The organism is Psychrobacter halotolerans (assembly GCF_039680845.1).
Classification (GTDB): Bacteria; Pseudomonadota; Gammaproteobacteria; order Pseudomonadales; family Moraxellaceae; genus Psychrobacter.
Genome location: NZ_JBDKWD010000002.1, coordinates 621,329 through 640,702, shown reverse-complemented (window position 1 = coordinate 640,702; position 19,374 = coordinate 621,329). Strand labels below are relative to the sequence as shown.

At 42.4% G+C, this 19,374-nt stretch carries 15 protein-coding genes; 7 read left to right on the top strand and 8 right to left on the bottom strand.

Annotated features, from left to right (window positions below):
* Positions 1-428 precede the first annotated feature (428 nt).
* The 6 genes from cysM to AAJP47_RS06315 all read left to right on the top strand — a co-directional run bounded on the left by cysM (position 429) and on the right by AAJP47_RS06315 (position 8,787).
* A complete protein-coding gene (cysM, locus tag AAJP47_RS06340; protein WP_497198690.1) occupies positions 429-1,382 on the top strand; it encodes a cysteine synthase CysM in 954 nt (317 codons plus the stop codon).
* 23 nt (positions 1,383-1,405) lie between these two features.
* A complete protein-coding gene (locus AAJP47_RS06335) occupies positions 1,406-2,230 on the top strand; it encodes a 3'-5' exonuclease (RefSeq protein ID WP_346717048.1) in 825 nt (274 codons plus the stop codon).
* 213 nt (positions 2,231-2,443) lie between these two features.
* On the top strand, positions 2,444-3,997 hold the full coding sequence (gene rlmD, locus AAJP47_RS06330) for a 23S rRNA (uracil(1939)-C(5))-methyltransferase RlmD (protein WP_346717047.1): 1,554 nt from the start codon (positions 2,444-2,446) through the stop codon (positions 3,995-3,997).
* Positions 3,998-4,526: 529 nt separating this feature from the next.
* The gene (locus AAJP47_RS06325) at positions 4,527-7,079 is read left to right on the top strand and encodes a RelA/SpoT family protein (RefSeq protein ID WP_346717046.1); all 2,553 of its coding nucleotides are present in this window, start codon (positions 4,527-4,529) and stop codon (positions 7,077-7,079) included.
* Positions 7,080-7,128: 49 nt separating this feature from the next.
* A complete protein-coding gene (gene mutM, locus AAJP47_RS06320) occupies positions 7,129-8,046 on the top strand; it encodes a bifunctional DNA-formamidopyrimidine glycosylase/DNA-(apurinic or apyrimidinic site) lyase (protein WP_346717045.1) in 918 nt (305 codons plus the stop codon).
* A 285-nt stretch (positions 8,047-8,331) separates the two neighbouring features.
* Entirely contained in the window at positions 8,332-8,787 is a 456-nt protein-coding gene (locus AAJP47_RS06315) for a hypothetical protein (protein ID WP_346717044.1), read from the top strand.
* 128 nt (positions 8,788-8,915) lie between these two features.
* Here AAJP47_RS06315 and typA read toward each other — a convergent pair whose 3' ends face one another.
* Both typA and AAJP47_RS06305 read right to left on the bottom strand, forming a co-directional pair.
* Complete coding sequence (typA, locus tag AAJP47_RS06310; protein ID WP_346717043.1) at positions 8,916-10,766, bottom strand: translational GTPase TypA; 1,851 nt, start codon at positions 10,764-10,766, stop codon at positions 8,916-8,918.
* A 360-nt stretch (positions 10,767-11,126) separates the two neighbouring features.
* Complete coding sequence (locus AAJP47_RS06305) at positions 11,127-12,422, bottom strand: OmpA family protein (protein ID WP_346717042.1); 1,296 nt, start codon at positions 12,420-12,422, stop codon at positions 11,127-11,129.
* A 693-nt stretch (positions 12,423-13,115) separates the two neighbouring features.
* Here AAJP47_RS06305 and AAJP47_RS06300 point away from each other — a divergent pair.
* Complete coding sequence (locus AAJP47_RS06300; RefSeq protein ID WP_346717041.1) at positions 13,116-13,697, top strand: GspH/FimT family pseudopilin; 582 nt, start codon at positions 13,116-13,118, stop codon at positions 13,695-13,697.
* An 11-nt stretch (positions 13,698-13,708) separates the two neighbouring features.
* Here the strand turns inward: AAJP47_RS06300 and pdxJ are convergent, their stop codons facing one another.
* The 6 genes from pdxJ to lepB all read right to left on the bottom strand — a co-directional run bounded on the left by pdxJ (position 13,709) and on the right by lepB (position 19,332).
* Positions 13,709-14,485 carry a pyridoxine 5'-phosphate synthase gene (gene pdxJ, locus AAJP47_RS06295; protein ID WP_346717040.1) on the bottom strand — a complete coding sequence of 259 codons (777 nt, stop codon included), beginning with the start codon at positions 14,483-14,485 and terminating at the stop codon, positions 13,709-13,711.
* A 105-nt stretch (positions 14,486-14,590) separates the two neighbouring features.
* The gene (gene recO / locus AAJP47_RS06290) at positions 14,591-15,364 is read right to left on the bottom strand and encodes a DNA repair protein RecO (protein WP_346717039.1); all 774 of its coding nucleotides are present in this window, start codon (positions 15,362-15,364) and stop codon (positions 14,591-14,593) included.
* Between the two features lie 70 nt (positions 15,365-15,434).
* Entirely contained in the window at positions 15,435-16,460 is a 1,026-nt protein-coding gene (gene era / locus AAJP47_RS06285; RefSeq protein ID WP_497198699.1) for a GTPase Era, read from the bottom strand.
* Positions 16,461-16,734: 274 nt separating this feature from the next.
* Complete coding sequence (rnc, locus tag AAJP47_RS06280; protein ID WP_346717038.1) at positions 16,735-17,532, bottom strand: ribonuclease III; 798 nt, start codon at positions 17,530-17,532, stop codon at positions 16,735-16,737.
* A gap of 297 nt (positions 17,533-17,829) precedes the next feature.
* Complete coding sequence (locus AAJP47_RS06275) at positions 17,830-18,267, bottom strand: DUF4845 domain-containing protein (RefSeq protein ID WP_346717037.1); 438 nt, start codon at positions 18,265-18,267, stop codon at positions 17,830-17,832.
* Between the two features lie 162 nt (positions 18,268-18,429).
* The gene (gene lepB / locus AAJP47_RS06270; RefSeq protein WP_346717036.1) at positions 18,430-19,332 is read right to left on the bottom strand and encodes a signal peptidase I; all 903 of its coding nucleotides are present in this window, start codon (positions 19,330-19,332) and stop codon (positions 18,430-18,432) included.
* Between the last annotated feature and the right edge of the window lie 42 nt (positions 19,333-19,374).

Genomic DNA, 19,374 nt, shown 5'->3' with positions numbered 1-19,374 from the left:
GCTGTGTATAAATAGTCGTACTCAGTTGCTTTTGCTCGTATTACTCTATCTATTGTCAGTATTTTAGCAGCATTTATAAACGCGAATGCCATCATTGTTACTCATGACTGATAAATGAGAGTGAATCATGGTTTTAAACACGGTTTTAGATAGAGTTTTAAATAAGGTTTTAGAGACAGTTTTAGACAAGGTATGAAACGTCTCGTATTTATCAAAATCTCTTGATGCCTCAGCGGAGCCAAAAACAAAGTGATATAATGAGACAACCTCTTACCAATTAGCAGATTTGCACGTCTATCATAATGTAATTACTCGTGAAATCCTTGTATTGCCTCTATTTTCACTGTATTAAAGTATAAAAGCAAAATTACCGTCAAAAAACTAATGACTATTTTAAAAGTTATTTTAAAAACCAATAAGGATACTGTATGTCCACTACGGCCATGTCGAACGCTAACTTTATTACCCAAGTCACAGTCCTCGCCGATTGCGTCGGTCAAACGCCATTGGTCAGATTGCAACGCTTACCTGAGCAAGCGCACATTACCAATGGAGCAACCTTACTGGCGAAGCTAGAAGGTAATAACCCTGCAGGCTCCGTCAAAGATCGTCCCGCTTTTAATATGATTTATCAAGCAGAACAACGCGGTGATATCAAGCCTGGCGATATGTTGATAGAAGCCACCAGTGGTAATACAGGGATTGCGCTGGCCATGGTAGCCGCCATGCGTGGTTATCCCATGACATTATTGATGCCTACCAATTCTACTCAAGAACGTAAAGACGCTATGATTGCTTACGGCGCCACTTTGATTGAAGTAGATGAAGGCATGGAAGCGGCACGTGATTTGGCATTACAGATGCAAGCGGATGGCAAAGGGATTGTATTGGATCAATTCAACAATCCTGATAACAGCCAAGCGCACTACCTGACCACAGGGCCTGAGTTATGGGCGCAAACGGAAGGTAAAATCACTCATTTTATTAGCTCAATGGGCACCACAGGCACTATTACAGGGGTGTCACGTTACCTAAAAGAGCAAAACCCAGACATCAAAATCATCGGTCTACAGCCGGATGAAGAGGCTTCTATCGCTGGTATTCGTCGCTGGCCAGCCGCTTATATGCCAGGTATTTTTGACGCAGACTTGGTCGATGACATTATGGATGTCGATCAAAGTATTGCTGAAGTTTACATGCGCAAATTGGCAAAGAACGAAGGTATTTTCGCAGGCGTCTCTTCCGGCGCAGCAGCATGGGCGGCGATACAGGTTGCTAAAGAAAATCCTGATGCCGTCATCGCTTTTATTGTGTGCGATCGCGGTGATCGTTATTTATCAACCGGTTTATATAATGTCGATGACAGCGTAGCAGTTAATTAACGCACAAACCGTTAGGATTATCTATGTCACAAGCTCTACCATCTGACCCCATCTTAGTCTTTGATATCGAGACAGTCGCTGATATTCAAGCGGCTCGCCGTATTTATCCGCAATTGGCCGATCTCAATGATGCGGATACGCTCAGCGCCTTAACTGCGATACGCACACAAGAAGCAGGGCATGATTTTATGCGCCTGCCTTTGCAGCGCATTGTTTGTATTTCTGCCTTGTATATTAAAGACGGCAAGTTGTCATTATTTTCATTGACGGCAGATAAGTTCAGTGAAAAAGACATTCTTGCCAAATTTTTTCGAGCTTTCAGTGACCTTGAAAAACTGCCGCAGCTTATTAGCTGGAACGGCTCAGGTTTTGATATACCTGTATTGATATATCGCGCCATGCAGTATGACTTATCAGCGCCGTGGTTGTTTGAAGAAGGCGAACGTATCAAAAACATGCGCTTTGATAATTACGTCAATCGCTTTCATACTCGCCACCTCGATTTGATGGATAGATTTAGCCAATACGGTGCCAGTCGCCGCGAAGCCATGGATGTGGTCGCCAGCTTATATGGATTACCCGGCAAGACGGATGTCGATGGCAGCATGGTCGGTGATTTGGTTATGAATGGCGATTGGCAGACCTTGTCCATTTATTGTGAGTCTGACGTCATGAATACTTGGCTGATCTATCTACGCTGGTTACGTTTAACGGGGCAATTATCCTCACCAGACTTTGAGTCTTGGCAACAACGAAGCCATGATTACTTGGTCAACTATACCCACGTCGATGGCAGTGCACGTCATCAAGAATTCATTGCTGATTGGTCTACTGCACCCAAATTATAGTATGTATCGTCGGTTCTAAATAAAATAGATACGTTATTTTATGACGCGGAACGTATATAAATTTTTCTACCTTACTGTGCCTTCGCAGGTAAGGGCTGCAAAAAATTCATATCCGTCCCGCTGTATCGTTTTTATACCGAACTCACTATAGTAGAGCAAGTAATGACTTTTACTCTTATTTTTCAGTTATTTATTATTTATTAAGGCAGGTTTATGCAACCCACCGATTCAAAAACGTCTACAACACTTGATGCGGCGCAAAATGTCAGCGAGACCCAAACCATTGCGATTCCCCCCAATAAGAAAAAATCTAAACCTTCATCAAAGACGCGTCGTCGTCTAAAAGATGCTGAGCCATTGCCTTTTACAGTAGATGGCTTATCGCATGATGGTCGCGGCGTTGCCGTATATGGTAATGGCTTTGGGACAGCAGACGGTCATGCCGAAGACAAACATGGCAAAAAAGTCTTTGTGAGCTTTGCATTACCCGGTGAAAGTGCGATGGTCAGATTGACCAATGTGCGCAATAGTTTTGAAGAAGGTGACGCTATCAGCATCACTGCGAACCCAAACCCTGAGCGTGCTGTACCGCCCTGCCCGCATTTTGGCGTCTGCGGTGGTTGTAACCTGCAACATTGGGAGCCTGCAGGACAAATCAATTTTAAACAATCGGTACTGGCTGAAATGCTCATGCATCAAGCCAATGTAGCACCTGATCATTGGCTTGAGCCAGTCGTTGGCGACCGCCTTGGCTATCGTACCAAAGCTCGATTGGGCGTGCGTTATGTTGTCAAAAAAGAGACGGCCCTAGTTGGCTTTCGTGAGCGCTCAAGCAATTTTTTAGCAGAATTGAATGAATGTCATATTTTAGATCCGCGTATTGGTTTTGAAATTGAAAACTTAAAAACGCTCATCGGTAGTCTAGAGAGCCGTGACAAAATTGCTCAGCTTGAATTGGCGATGGGTGAGCAAATCCCTGAGCTACCAGATGGCAATCAACCCGTTGCTCTGATCGTGCGCAACTTAGAACCCTTATCAGACGCTGATATCGATAAATTAAAAGCATTTTTTGCTGCGCGTAATTGGCAGTTATATCTGCAATCTAAAGGCATTGACAGTATTGAACGTATCGCCTTAACAGACGCTGACGATATGAGTCAGCAGTTTGGGCGTCTGTATTATCAGTTGCCAGAATATGATCTGACTTTTGAATTTATTCCGACTGACTTCACTCAAGTTAACTTGTCTGTAAACCGCCAAATGACGAAGCTTGCTTGTGACTTACTGGATTTAAAAGCAGGCGAACGCGTACTGGATCTATTCAGCGGTCTTGGTAACTTTAGCTTGCCATTAGCACGCCTTGTTGGGGAAACCGGCTCAGTTGTTGGGGTTGAAGGCAGTGAAGCGATGACGTTACGGGCAGCCGATAATGCTCGTCGTAACGGTATCAGTAATACAGAGTTTTATAGCCAAGACTTGACGCAAGACTGCACCGACAAACCTTGGGCCAATCAGGGCTTTGATGCATTATTGATTGATCCACCGCGTTCTGGTGCTTGGGAGATTATGCAGTATTTACCCAAATTCAACGCCGAGCGCATTGTTTATGTGTCTTGCAACCCAGCGACACTTGCTCGCGATACCAAAGCTTTATTAGAGCAAGGCTATCGCTTGACTCATGCGGGCGTGATGGATATGTTCTGCCACACAGGTCACGTTGAATCGATTGCTCGTTTTGAAAAAATAGCTATAGTTGATCCTAAATAAACTGGATACAAGAAAGGATAGAGCGAGACTGGAACCAATTTTTCTGGCTTGCTGTGCCTCCGCCGACAGAGGCATCAAAAAATGAGTCCCATTCTCGCTGTGCCTTTTTTATATTGGATTGACTATATTTGATATTCTTTCAAACAATGTTAGACGATAAAAGATTCTAATCAACAAACAGTCACATTTTTACGTAACTTATATTCTTTTAAAACTTGGATTAAGTTTTACTAATAAATGACGACTGTTTATCGTGATTCACAACAGACACTACACATAGCCTCGCTTGATTTGTCTCCTTAAAATGAGATAATAACAAACAATCTTCCTATATTTGTTTATACAAAAAATAATGAATATATGCACCCCTAGCTTTGTATATTGCACATGCATTTTATGACTGTTAAGAGCGGAAGCTTTTAGCAGTTGTCTTACTTTATAGTTGATATTTTTTGTCAAAAATAAATGTAAAGTGTATACATGATAGACGAAGCTATACCCAATTTAGGATCGCTAAAAGGAGTCGGCTATGGTAAAAATTCGAGAAGGATTGCCGCTAGTGGATGGGCAGACCACGCAAGCCGATAGTGCTGCGCTTGCCGCACAACTGGTCGCAAACCAACGCTCTCATCAGTCTGCCAATAGCTATGCTCAAATTCCGCTCGATATCAAATACCAGCTGTCAACCAACAAGCTACACACTACATTCGATCGCTCAGCGTTGCATTCTTATCACAGTGACGATCTCAAGCTTGAGAATGACTACGCTGATAACCCGTTTTTAAGTAAAAAGCTGACACTCACAGAAAAAGATCTTGAAACGGTTGATTTAGATCAAGTCAATATCGATGTGCCCACTTGGCTCGACAACGTAGCCAAACGCATCGGACAAGATTCTGTACCCAACCTAAGTAATGCCTGTGAATTTATTCGTGATCATATGAATACCAGTGAGTCTGAGCGCTCGGGTGCCTATGTCACTGGTATTGGCATGACCGATATATTGACTTATCTATACCAAGATGAAGATGCGCTAGTGGCGGCCATGCTCTATCGCAGCGCCCGCAAATCCATCATCAGTCTGACTGATATTGAAAAAAAATTCGGTGCTGATATATCAACGCTGGTCAAAGATACGCTGGCAATGGGTAAATTGTCAGAAATTATTGAAAATAATAAGCGTTTAGAAGATCACTTCGTCAATAATCAGCGTGACCAGCTCTCCAATATCTACAGCATGTTGATCTCTGTCACCAATGATGTGCGCGTGGTATTGATTAAGTTGGCTGAGCGCACCTTTGCCATGCGTGAGTTGACCTTTTCTAATGAGGAGCGCCAAAGCCGCGTGGCCCGTGAAGTCATGACGATTTATGCGCCATTAGCACATCGTTTGGGAATCGCGCAACTTAAGTGGGAGCTTGAAGACTTGGCGTTTCGCTATCTTGCGCCTGAGCGTTACAAAGAAATTGCCAAACTATTGTCTGAAAAACGTAGCGAACGTGAGTCTTATATCCAGCGTGTGCAAGACAAGTTAAATGAAGCCTTGGTCGCCGCCAATATCGAAGGTGAAGTGTCTGGACGCGTCAAACACATCTACTCTATCTATCGAAAAATGAAGCTCAAAGGTCTATCCTTTGATCAGCTCTACGATATTCGTGCGCTGCGGGTGCTCGTGAACAATCCTTCTGACTGTTATCATGTGCTTGGCTTGGTACATGGTTTATGGCGCTATATCCCTGAGCAGTTCGACGACTATCTTACCAATCCCAAATCCAACGGTTATCGCTCCCTACATACCGCCGTGATTGCCGAAAATAAATCGCTAGAGATACAGATTCGTACGCATGAAATGCACTTCGAAGCTGAGCTTGGTATGTGCGCGCATGTCAATTATAAAGAAGGTTTGAAGAATAAAAAAGACAACTACCTCAACCAAAGAATCAGCTCGCTACGTCAGTTGTTGTCTATCAATAACGAAACACGAAACCAGCCGCGCTCGTCTTTATTAACAGGCGAAGACATCGATGAGATGGGATTCGATGAAGAAGAGCAGCTTGTTGATTTTGATGAGCTTGAACGCATCTACATTTTCAGTCGCGATGGGGATATTACTGAGCTACCAAAAGGCGCGACGGTCCTTGATTTTGCCTATTACGTGCATACGCAAGTGGGTAATCGGGCGCAAGCGGCGCGAGTCAATCAGCGTTATGTACCCCTGACCTACCAGCTCAAAACCGGTGAACAAGTCGAAATCATTACCAAGGCCTCACGTGAGCCCAACCGAGATTGGCTGGTCGCCTCATTAGGCTACATCCATACCAATCGAGCGCGCTCAAAGCTGCGTCAATGGTTTAACAAACAAGATCGGGATAAAAATATTGAGATTGGGCGCCAAATGCTCAGCAAAGAGCTTGAGCGCTTATCCGTACATCCAAACAGTATTGATTTAAACGACTACACTCAGCATTTTAATGTCAATAATACCGATGATATTGTGGTTGGATTGGTGACTGGCGACATTGGCCTCAACCAATTGACCAGCCACATTTCTCGGCAACTGCATTTAGAACCTGAAAGGCCACAAGATGACTTTGTGCTCAGTGTGGATACCAGAGATGTCGGTAAACTTGATGCTTATAAAATCCGTATTGATGGTTTGGACAATATCGAAATCAATTTAGCAGGCTGTTGTCATCCTGTGCACGGTGAGCCTATTGCTGGTTATATCACCTTATCACGAGGTGTCAGTGTCCATAATCGTGGATGCCCTGAGTATTTGCGCTTGATCGAACGTGACCCTGAACGCGAAATTCCAGCATCATGGCGGGTTCAGTCTGGTCGCTATCAACCAGTCGATATTCATGTAGAAGCGTATGACAGACGTGGATTATTGCGTGATTTGACCCAGATTATTGATAAAGAAAACGTCAATATTCGTCAAGTTGAAACGCTGAGCAACGATGATAATATTGCCTTTTTAAAATTTCATATTGAAGTTTCCGGATTGGCGCATTTATCTAAGCTTTTGGCTAAGTTGGAGCAGCAGCACGGCATATTGCACGCTCGCCGTGCTGTCGCCTAAGCCTTAGTCAACACCCATTCATTTAATAATAGAGTCACCATAAGATATCATGCCTGAATTACCAGAAGTAGAAACAACGAAGACCAGCCTGACCCCATTGTTAGGACAGAGAATCACTGACATTAAAGTATTTCAGCCAAAGCTACGCTGGGTCATGCCAGACGATCTAAACACGTTAGTTGATTATGTATTAGACAGCGTCGAGCGACGAGCAAAATACTTGATACTTAATTTTTTGCCACGGGTGCCTGAAGACGGGCGTTTTGATGCTCAAGATGAAGCGCCCGTATCGCGGCAACTATTGGTGCATCTCGGTATGTCGGGCAGTTTGCAGCAGCTCAGCTATGGCACTGAAAAACGCAAACATGATCATTTGCTAATTGAATTTATTGATAACAACGACAAAAAATCACAGCTACACTACTATGATCCCAGACGTTTTGGCTCAGTATTGTGGTATAGAGATTATGGTGTAAAGCTACTCGATCATCTCGGTCCCGAACCGCTTTCGGATGACTTTACAGCAGATTACTTATATCAATTTATTCAACGTACAAGCCTAGCTGATAAGAATAAATTAAGCAAACAGCGCCAACCTATTGCCCGTCCCATCAAATCGGTCATTATGGAACAACAAGTCGTGGTTGGTGTTGGCAATATCTATGCAACAGAAAGCTTATATCTTTCTGGTATTCACCCAGCTACCCCCGCGCACCAGTTATCCTACGACCAGATAACCATTTTGGTTGGTCACATTAAAGTTATTCTACAAAAAGCCATCAAGCTAGGTGGCTCAACGTTAAGAGACTTTACGGTAGCGGATGGTCAAACGGGTTATTTCCAACAAACCTTAAACGTTTATGGTCGGCAGGGTGAAACTTGCCTAGAGTGTGAAGCGGTGCTAGAAAATATCAAGCTTAATGGTCGAGCCAGTGTTTATTGTCCCAGTTGTCAGCCACTTATATAAACAGTAGCGGCGCGCTAGTAATCTCTTCTTACCAATAAGCGCAGCAAGATAGCGATAAGATGTTGTTAATTAAACTTCCTACATTTTTTTCTATCGACGCTACATCTTGCGTATTTTTATTGCTTATTTATACACATATTGCTTTAATAGAGGGAATATTTATATAGACAGCATATACTGCTGATTTGTCTGTACTGTCTTCTCTGTTTATCAGTGCTGTCATATTTCTGAGTAGAAATAGCACCAGCCAGTAATCATACTCATTATGAATTTTAGGATATCGTTATGATTGTTAAAGCCAAGAACCAACGCACGGTAAAACAGAGATTGTTTACTGTTGCTGCAAGTTTAAGTTTACTGGCCGTTAGTGTGAATCCTGCCTTGGCAGCAATAGAAATTGATGAGTCAGATTTCGGGCCTTCCTACGGAACAATGGTCGTGGATACCGTCGTGGGTAAACCTCTACAATTGGTCAATGCTGTTGCTGGTACGGCTGCCTATTTGGTTAGTCTGCCCTTCTCTCTTGTCGGTGGCAATGCAGATCAGGCACAGCAAAAGCTGTTCGTGGAGCCTTGGAATGCTATGGGTCGCTGCCTTGGGTGTACGGTCGCGGAAGACAACTATTATAAGTCGCAAGTCGTCAGCAATGACAACCTAGTACGTATCGTCGTCGATCGACCATCAGAGATTCTAATCAATACCAATGATAATGTCGTAGTGACGCCTGTAGTGAATCCTTAACTCACAAATAAATACTTAAAGTGTCATCTAACGCACTTATAGCTGCACACTGACTGTTTGAATAGACAAAAAAAAGGCTAACATCGCGTTAGCCTTTTTTGTTGCTTGACTTTAATTAAGCCAAACGATTAAGCACCTTTCTTACTACGACCATGACGCTTACGCTCGCTTTCGGTTAGATAGCGTTTGCGAATACGAACGGCTTTTGGTGTTACTTCGACCAACTCATCGTCTTGAATAAACTCAAGCGCTTGCTCAAGTGTAAACTTGACTGCTGGTGTCAACGTTAGCGCTTCATCAGTACCACTAGCACGAACGTTGGTTAACTGCTTAGCAGTGGTAGGGTTGACAACCATATCGTCGTTACGAGAGTTAAGACCGACAATCATACCTTCATAAACTTCAAGCTGCGGCTCAGCAAATAGCTTACCGCGCTTTTGTAGGTTAAACAGGGCAAAGCCTAGGCAAGTACCGTTTGCCATAGAAACCAATACGCCGTTTGAGCGACCACCAACATCACCGATCTTTTGTGGACCGTAATGTGAGAAGCTTGACGTCATGATACCACTACCTGAGGTCAGCGTTAAGAACTCTGAACGGAAACCAATCAAACCACGAGCTGGTATCGTCGCTTCAATACGCATACGACCTTTACCGTCAAGTTCCATGTTAGTCATTTCACCTTTACGAAGGCCAACCTGTTCCATGATAGAACCTTGATGCTCTTCTTCAATATCAAAAACAACATTCTCATACGGCTCTTGAAGTTTACCATCCACTTCTTTTACGATAACTTCTGGACCTGATACACCAAGCTCAAAACCTTCACGGCGCATGTTTTCGATTAATACAGATAAGTGAAGCTCACCGCGACCTGAAACTTTGAATTTATCAGGAGATTCAGTATCTTCAACACGTAGTGCTACGTTGTGAATCAGTTCACGCTCAAGACGCTCACGAATATTACGTGACGTCACAAACTTACCATCACGACCAGCAAAAGGTGAGTTGTTTACTTGGAAGTTCATCGAAACTGTTGGTTCATCTACCGTTAGTGCGGGTAATGCGTCAACATGATTAGGATCACAAATCGTGTCTGAAATATGAAGCGCATCAATACCAGTGATACAAACAATATCGCCTGCCTGTGCATCTTCTACTTCGATACGATCAAGACCATGGTAACCCATAATCTTAAGAATACGGCCGTTACGCGTTTTACCATGCTTATCGATGACAGTCACTTGGGTATTTGTCGAAATCTTACCACGTTGAATACGACCAATACCGATAACGCCAACGAAGCTATTATAATCCAAGCTTGAGATCTGCATACGGAATGGTGCATCTGCATCAACCTGTGGTGGCTGTACAACATCAACGATAGTTTTGAAAAGCGGGGTCATGTCATCAGCCAAATCGTCAGCTTCTAGACCTGCAATACCGTTCAATGCTGAAGCATAAACAACTGGGAAGTCCAACTGCTCATCACTTGCGCCTAGATTGTCAAACAAATCAAAGATTTGATCCATTACCCAGTCAGGACGTGAGCCAGGACGGTCAATTTTATTGATAACAACAATCGGCTTTAGACCTTGCTCGAATGCTTTTTGCGTTACAAAACGAGTCTGAGGCATTGGACCATCAACCGCATCTACAACGAGAAGTACGCAATCTACCATCGACATTACACGCTCAACTTCACCACCGAAATCGGCGTGACCTGGGGTATCAACAATGTTAATGCGATATTCAGTTTCTGAAGTCTGATCTGTCCATCGGATGGCGGTGTTTTTCGCCAAAATAGTGATACCACGTTCTTGCTCAATATCACCTGAGTCCATTGCGCGTTCAGCAATGTTTGCGCGGTCACCAAAAGTACCAGATTGATGTAATAGCTTATCAACCAAAGTTGTTTTACCGTGGTCAACGTGGGCAATAATTGCAATGTTACGCAGGTGTTTGATATCGTTCGCCATATAAAATGCTCGTTTTGTCTTAAGAAGGTGCAGTAGCAATAAGCGTCGCTGGATAAACGTTTGTCATAAATCAGATAGAGATTGAATGTCTACTCATCATATGACCTACAATAGATAGGCCTTCAGAATAGAATAAGTTCAATACAATCATATATCTATATAGATAAAGTCATCATACAGATAGCTATGCTAATGTACATTCTGTCAATCTACAGAATGTTTCGGGAGGTAGTATAACATTATTGTTTCATCTATTTATGTAATAACTTACTTTTCTCAAGCTATAGACAAAAAAAAGCTACCCATTGGGTAGCTTTTTTTGTAACTTTATATTTTATAATATAATCAATCAGTTATTACTTACTGAACAACCATATCTTTAGTTTGTTCAACAGTCATTGTTTTGTCACCAGTGATGATGGCATAAACACGACGGTTCATAGCGCGACCTTCTTCAGTATCGTTTGGCGCGATTGGTTGGTCATAACCATAACCAACAGTTGATAAACGGTTTGGAGCAATACCGAATTCGTTAGTTAGCATAGATTTAACTGCAACGGCACGAGCTTCAGATAGACGTTGGTTATAACGTGCTGAAGGACCAGTTTTAGAAGCATGACCTTCTACGCGTGCTGTAGAGTTAGGATACTCGCGCATCTTCTCAGCTACTTTAGCGATTTCTGGTTTGTATTGGTTTTTGATAGCCGATTTGTCGTTATCAAAGAATACACGCAATTCCATTTTTAGCTCATCAGTGATGTCTACTGGTACTGGGCAACCAACTTCATCAACAACAACGTTCATTGGAGTGCCTGGGCACTGATCGATGCTGTCAGGTACGCCATCGCCATCAGAATCAAGATCAGATTCAACGATTACGACTGGAGTATTGTCAACTACTGGCTCTTGCATTGGTGGAACAGCTACTGTAGGTGCTAAATGGCCACCAAGAACTACTTCTAGGCCAGCCAAAGCCATGCCTTCCCACCAGTTATTGTCAAAGTTGTGAATCGCACGAGCTTCACCACGTAGGCTTAGTGCATCGTTGATACGATACATAGCACCTAAACCTAGGTTACCGATAGTGTCTTTAGAGCTTGATACTTCAGTACCAGCGCTTACTGTCTCGCCTGTAACGTCAGAAACATAAGTTTCTTGGTTTTCTACTTTGATCTTAGACTGACCAGCACCAACCAACACATATGGCTTAAGTGCATTATCAGTGTAACCAGTAAATTCTTCAGTTCCGATTAAGAAGTTACCAGAAAGCATGGTTTGTTCTACGTCAAAACGGTTAACACCAGCATCAGCTGAATCTTCAGAAGCTTCGCCATTGGTGTTTGTAACGCCATACTCTACTTGGAACTGAGTAGAAGGAGTCAATTCGATACCTAGCGCAGCACCAGTATATAGACCACTTTCTTGAGCGACGCCGCCATTAGGATTACCAACACGGTCGCCAATTTGCTGACCATTAGCATTTTCATACAGGTTTTTACCAGTACGAAGGATATCGCGCTGCTTATCAGATGTATCACTGAATTCTTCAGTCATGTGATAACCAAGTAACAATGGGCTGATCGTTACACCAGCGTTAGCTGCTACCGGTACAGCTGCTACAGCAACTAGGGCTAGAGCAATTTTATTCAATTTCATGGACTTCCTCCAAAGGATAATTTTAGTGATGCGTTAAGCAAAACCGATTTTCAAGACGCTCTAAATTAGACATCTTTTACGCATTTCAAGTTACAAAGCAAAACCAATTAAGGAGTAGCTTAGCGATTATCAATTCAGTTTACAACTTTTTTCGTTAACCAGCTACACATTATTACACGATAATGTTGTAACTAAAACACAATAATCAGCTGAAGTTACCTAGAACTAACACACCTTACGCTTTTTATCTTTTGTATGTCAGTTCGCAATAGATAGTGAACGTAACTGTATCTATTGTTTGATCATATTTTAATACAGTTATTATTTTTTCTCTATTGCTAAAATACTTCTTTCACTAATTGAAACATTTTTTGACAATAGACACATATTGTGTTTATATTATATTAGTCAACATTGTTTCATTTATAAGAAAACTTAGTTTAACTGACCCTTATTAAACTATCACCGTTATAAGCCAGATAAAGAAGCGCAGATTGTGGCAAAAAACTATAGGTGATAAAGCCATAAACCGTATGTCCCTACTTTCTAGGAAGTTGTCATGTTTTAGAAAGTTATTCAAGACTGTTTACGCTTGTCTCATTTTATGAAAATTACCTTGAGCAGCGCTAAGTTATTTTTTACCTATACCAAGACTTTATTTTCTCTTTTCAGATTGCTCATCTTTGGGACGTTATGCTTTATAGGAATTTATTGAGAAATGACAGCGGTGTTAGAAGGGGTCGTGAACAAGGTTTTACACTGTTTGAGCTTATTATTACGGTATGTGTATTGGCCATTATTACGACTATAGCGACCCCAGCGATTCAAACACAACTGGCACGTATGGAAGCCAAACGCATTAAGAACCAAATAGAAAATGCTCTCTCCTTAGCAAAGGCTGAGAGTTATATCAGAAAAAAGAACGTGGTCGTTTGTCTGTCTAATGCTAAGAGACGCTGCCATAGAGATGCGGATAAAACGCTTTTGGTATTTATCGATAAAAATGACAATAAAAATTTTGATTCTCAAGTAGATGTATTGATAACCCAAAAATCATTGAACCCTAAATACGGCAAGCTGAGCTTGCGAGTAGGAAACAGACGTCATTACACTAAGTTCTGGGGCGATAGCGGTACGCCGCGGGGTCACTTTGGTCATATCAAATATTGCCCCACTGTCACCTACAATAAAGCCATGTATCTTATCTCTTTTAACCAAGGGGGCATTGTTAGGCAAAAACTCAACGAGAATCATCCCACTGAATGTGATAAATAACTTGGTTTATTCTATTGTGATTTCCCTTCATGCATAGCATTTTTCAGCATAACAACCGCTTGTTCAAGTCCGACGAATATAGCATCGGCAATAAGGGCATGTCCGATATTCAACTCATAAATACCATCAATTTGTGCGATGGCATTGACGTTATCACGTGTCAGACCGTGGCCAGCATTAATCAATAATGTATGATTAAGACGTTGCGCGGTGGCAACAGCTTGTTTAATCCGTACAAGCTCCGCATCTTGCCTCTCCACCTTGTCCGCCAAGCCTGCCTCTGCATAAGCACCTGTGTGCAGCTCAATGGCATCGGCACCGCATTCTATAGCCGCAGAGATTTGTGTTTCTTCTGGATCAATAAATAAAGAGACTTTGATGCCTGCTGCTTGTAGCTTATGAACATACGCTGTCAATTCACTTACCTGTCCTGCAACATCAAGCCCTCCTTCTGTGGTGAGCTCAGCGCGCTTTTCAGGTACTAAACACACCCAAAACGGTTTTACTTTGCACGCAATCGCTAGCATTTCTGTGGTCGCTGCCATCTCCAAGTTCATTCTAGTGGTCAACTGATCGGCCATCTCATATACATCAAAGTCTTGAATATGACGACGGTCTTCGCGCAAGTGTATGGTGATGCCGTCTGCACCCGCCTTCTCGCACAACAAGGCGGCGTCCAAAGGACTTGGGTAATTAACCCCTCTTGCTTGACGCAATGTGGCTACGTGGTCAATATTGACGCCTAATAGCGGTAGTTTCGACGCATTTTCTGATAAAGAGATGGTCATAAGAAATCCTTTTGATAACGAAACCTATTTGACGACTAAGTAATAGTGAAAGGTAATACTATTTGTGGCTTTTTATCTACAACGATGGCAAGGAGCGCCAGAGTTCTATTGGTAACGTTGCTGCTGCTGCCATAACAATCGACTTTGCAATGGTTGATAATCAAGCAAGTGATCAATCAGATGACGATGTAACTTTGACCAATGATTCAATGTCACCTCGGTAATACCCAACTGTGCCATTGCAATGATATCAGCACCTATAAAGACGCTCTGTCCCGTCGCGCTTTCTAAGTGTTCAGACTGTATATTATTTTGCAAAACAGGTACCAAACCGACGTCTGGCAAAAACCGATAATAACGGTCAGGCTCAATAGTCTCTTGCATATTGTCATGTGTCAGTGCCAACGTAAAACCTAACTCCTTGAACAAGTATTGCTCAAACTGGCGCAAACATAAACGCAGGTCATTGGCACTCAAAGGCTGCCTAAGTTGTTGCAGGCTGTTTTGATAGTGCTGCCATAATATAGGCATTGGGTCTTCAGTAGGCAATAATCGCCAAAGAATTTCATTTAAATACAATGCCGAATATTGATGTTGGCCAGTGATATTTTCATAAGGTAACGACGTTATAGCCGCAGCATCCGCTTCTTTTATCCCACTCTCGTACACAGGATACTGCGAGGCAATACCGATTTGGCTGAATGTTTTGAGATCACGTTTGCCTGTGGCAAAGAGTTGTAACGGCATAAATAGAGGCGCACCTTTTTTCCCAACACCATGTATGACACCATGCTGCTGGGAAAACAAATAATATAAGGCACGTTTTTCTTGATAAGGACGCTGATGTAATAAATAACCGACTAACGCTTCATTACGCATGGTTTGTTACCTCAGCATCGAACATTGTGAGCATTGATACAATTTTCGAAAGACTGTAATCCAATCGTTATTAGTATCCTAGACTGGTCAATGCACGCTCATCATCAGACCAACCACGTTTGACTTTCACCCATAGTGTCAGCATGATTTTTTTATCAAAAAGTTGCTCCATATCTTTACGCGCATCCATACCAACTTGTTTGATACGTTGACCTTTATCGCCAATAACAATGGCTTTTTGACCACCGCGCTCCACATAAATAGTCGCATCGATAAAGGTGCAAGCCTTACGTGGGCGACCGGTTTTTGGATCAGTATGTGCAGGCTCATCTTTGAAGGCATCGATCTGTACCGTTAAATCATAAGGTACTTCGTCACCCGCACTGCGCATGATTTTTTCGCGGATGATTTCACTGGCCAAAAATCGCTCTGAGCGGTCAGTGATTTGCTCTGTATCGTAGATAGGATCAGCAATGGGTAGATGAGAAGCAATCACTTCTTGCAGACGATCTAAGTTTTGATTTTTTAGAGCCGATACAGGTACGATATCCGCAAAATCAAAGCTGTCGTTAAAGGTTTCAATAAGCGGCAACACGCTACCTTTGTCTTTTAAGGTATCCGATTTATTGATGACCAATACCACCGTCAAATTCGTTTCACCAAGTTTTTGTAGGGTTAATAAGTCATCCTCACGCCATTGATCTGAATCAACTACGAATAGCACCAAATCAACGTCGACTAAGGCCGACACCGCTGCTTTATTCATGCGCTCATTGATAGCACGCACTTCATTGCGATGAATACCTGGCGTATCAACAAACACCGCCTGCATCTCATGATTGGATAAAATACCATGAATGCGGTGACGAGTCGTTTGCGGCTTACGTGAAGTAATGGACAGCTTTTGACCCAATAAATGGTTCATCAAGGTTGACTTACCCACGTTTGGACGTCCAACAATCGCCACATAGCCCGCTTTGAAATCGTCAGCAAGGCGTTTATTACTACTAGGCGCGAAAAACTCTTCAATGGCTAGATCGTTCTCTGAGGTAACGTCTTCTAAATGAGTGGTATCGGTATTATCTTGATTTTGCATCATATCTGTATTTTCGGTCATGTCGTTGGCACTGTCTTCATTGTTTGAGGGCAAATCAGTACGATTGTGCATAGGTAAATCCTATAGGGTTTATAGTAGCTGCATATGGTCTTGGTTATACCAGCCATCAAAAGGCGAAACCAATATCAGCTGGAGAATTTGTAAACTTTAAAATAAGCGGTATGTCAGATAAGTAGAATAAGGGTAACTTAATTAAAGGCCGCTTAAACTATATCGTCATTTACCTATCTATTTGTAGCGAATCTGATACCTATTAAGACCGTTTTTTGGCGGAATTAGGCAGTTTATGCAATTGATTGATCATAAGCTCTGCCGCTTTTTGTTCAGCGATACGGCGGCTTTCACCAGATTCAGTAATATCCGGACAGTTATGAATATTCACATGACAACGCACGACAAAAATCTGATTCGGCGCGTTACCCCGTGTTTCCATCAGCTCATAGGTTGGTAGATCGAACTGCTTAGATTGTAGCCACTCTTGCAACCGACTCTTGGCGTCTTTCAATGCCTTTTGATCATTGACACTATCAATCAAATCACCATACCAAGACAGCACACAATGGCGCGTAATTTCCATATCTTGGCTGTCTAAATAGATGGCACCGATGAGGGATTCTACCGCATCAGCCAATATAGAGGCTCGATTGCGACCGCCGCCTTTACGCTCACCCACGCCCAATATAAGATGATTGGACAGCTCTAAATTTTGAGCAATGATCACCAACGACTCTTGGCGAACCAACGTTGCCCGCATACGAGTCAGTCGCCCTTCATTCTGCGTGGGATAACGATGGTATAAGGCTTCCCCAACAATCATCCCTAAAAGAGCGTCACCCAAAAACTCTAAGCGCTCATAATTTTTTTTGCTATCAAACGATCGATGCGTCAATGCAAGTTTTGGCAGGCTCAAATCATTAAAAACATAGCCCAACTTGCGCGTTAATACCGCTAACCGTTGAATAAACTCTGAGCTAACAACAAGCGTGTCAACAGACGTGCTATTTTTTTGGGGAATAGGAACCGCTTGGGAATGTTGCGAAGTTGGTTTCATGCGTGGCTTATGGTTATCCCTTCTGTTTTGCTGGCTGAGTATGATGGTATCTAAAAAGTGGGTTTATCAAAGAAATTTAAGCTTCGTTGGAAAGAGTATGATCAGCTCTAAACGAAATCGGTACGTGAGTAGATAGATGCTACTGATAAAAATTGTGCTTAATGGCTATTAAACAAGGTCTACGAAACCTTGTTGTCATTAATACTGTTATTAAAGTTGTCATTAAAATAGCATTTTAGTCGCCCGCTACCTTTTATAAAATATATCGACTATAAAAGGGGCATCACGCCCTGTTGTCTATTTGGTAACTGCCATATCGATATTGTCCTCAAAACGATTGAGGATATCCACATTACCAAAGAAATTTTTGGTAACCGTATACTGTTTACGAATGGCCAGTTGTCCCGTTTTTTTATCAGTAAAGGTAATGACATCTTCAGCTTTCGTATCATAATCAGCGTTGATAGACAGCTGTTTATTAACACGCTCAATAAACTGCTTGGCTGTCTCGTTATTGTCGTTCGCTTGTCTGAGCTGTGAACTCAGGGTTTTGGTCAATTGATAGTCGCCAATTTGAGCAGGTACAATTGCAATCATCAGCTTAATCGCAATGCCTAGCACTATAATGATTAACACGATACTTGTCACACTAGCACCGCGTTGTGTGCTCAATCCAAATAACTGCTGCATTACCGTACCCTTCTGCTGATCAGTGACTGTTTTTTTAACCGTCATCTAAGTGCTAAGCTAACATAACTATTTAATAAATAGTCATAATATTATCATAAAACTATCTTCGATAAATCAATCAATAGAGACGCTTGCGGTCTTAATTAATAGCACCTTTTGATCCGTAGTACTTTTCAATCAAGAATACTCTTCAATCAAGAATACTCTTTAATCAATCGTTCCATTGCGCTCAAAGGTAGGTAAATTCAATCCTGGTGGCTTATGCATCCAAATATAAACCGCTTTGCCCGCTAAGTTCTCATCCGGAACAAAGCCCCAAAAACGACCATCAGCACTGCGATCACGGTTATCACCCATCACAAAATAATGGCCTTTTGGCACTTGAATACGCCACTCAGTACCTTCTGAGCTCACTACTTCTGGTGATTGCTGTTGTAAAAATGGTGCATATTGCGAGCTATTCATACCGTCTAGATAACGAACAAAGTGCGTATTATCCCCTTGTGTTTCCTGAAAGTATCGTGCCTGCCCTTCTTCTTGTTGACCCATCGCTGCAGCACTTTCTTCTGTAAGCACTTGTCCCGGACCCATTTGTCCTGGTAAATACAGCTGTGAGGTCAATTCAGGATTTGCTGAGAAATCGGCGGGACTGGTTTCAACCGGAACATCATTAATAGCCAATGTGCCTTGATCGTAGCTTACGGTATCGCCCGGCAAGCCAATAACCCGTTTGATATAGTAAATGCTAGGATCCTCAGGATAGCGGAACACAGCAACATCGCCATGTTCAGGCTCGCCTGTATCCAATACTTTATTGTAAGTTAGCGGTAATCGCACGCCATAGGCATATTTATTAACAGCGATAAAATCGCCTGTATATAACGTCGGCACCATGGAAGAGGAAGGAATATTAAAAGGCTCGATCAAAAACGAGCGCACGATCAATACCACTGCCAAAACTGGGAAAAAATCATAGGCCCAGCGTACCAATAAGCTTTCTCGACCAGGGCCACGTGTTTTACGCTGTTTGAGCGCCAGTTTATCTAATAGCCAAACAATACCTAAGCCTATAGTTAACGGCACTAAAATTAAATTAAAATCAAAATCCATACCAAATTGCCTATTAACGTGCGGCTTATCTCACTGCTTTGA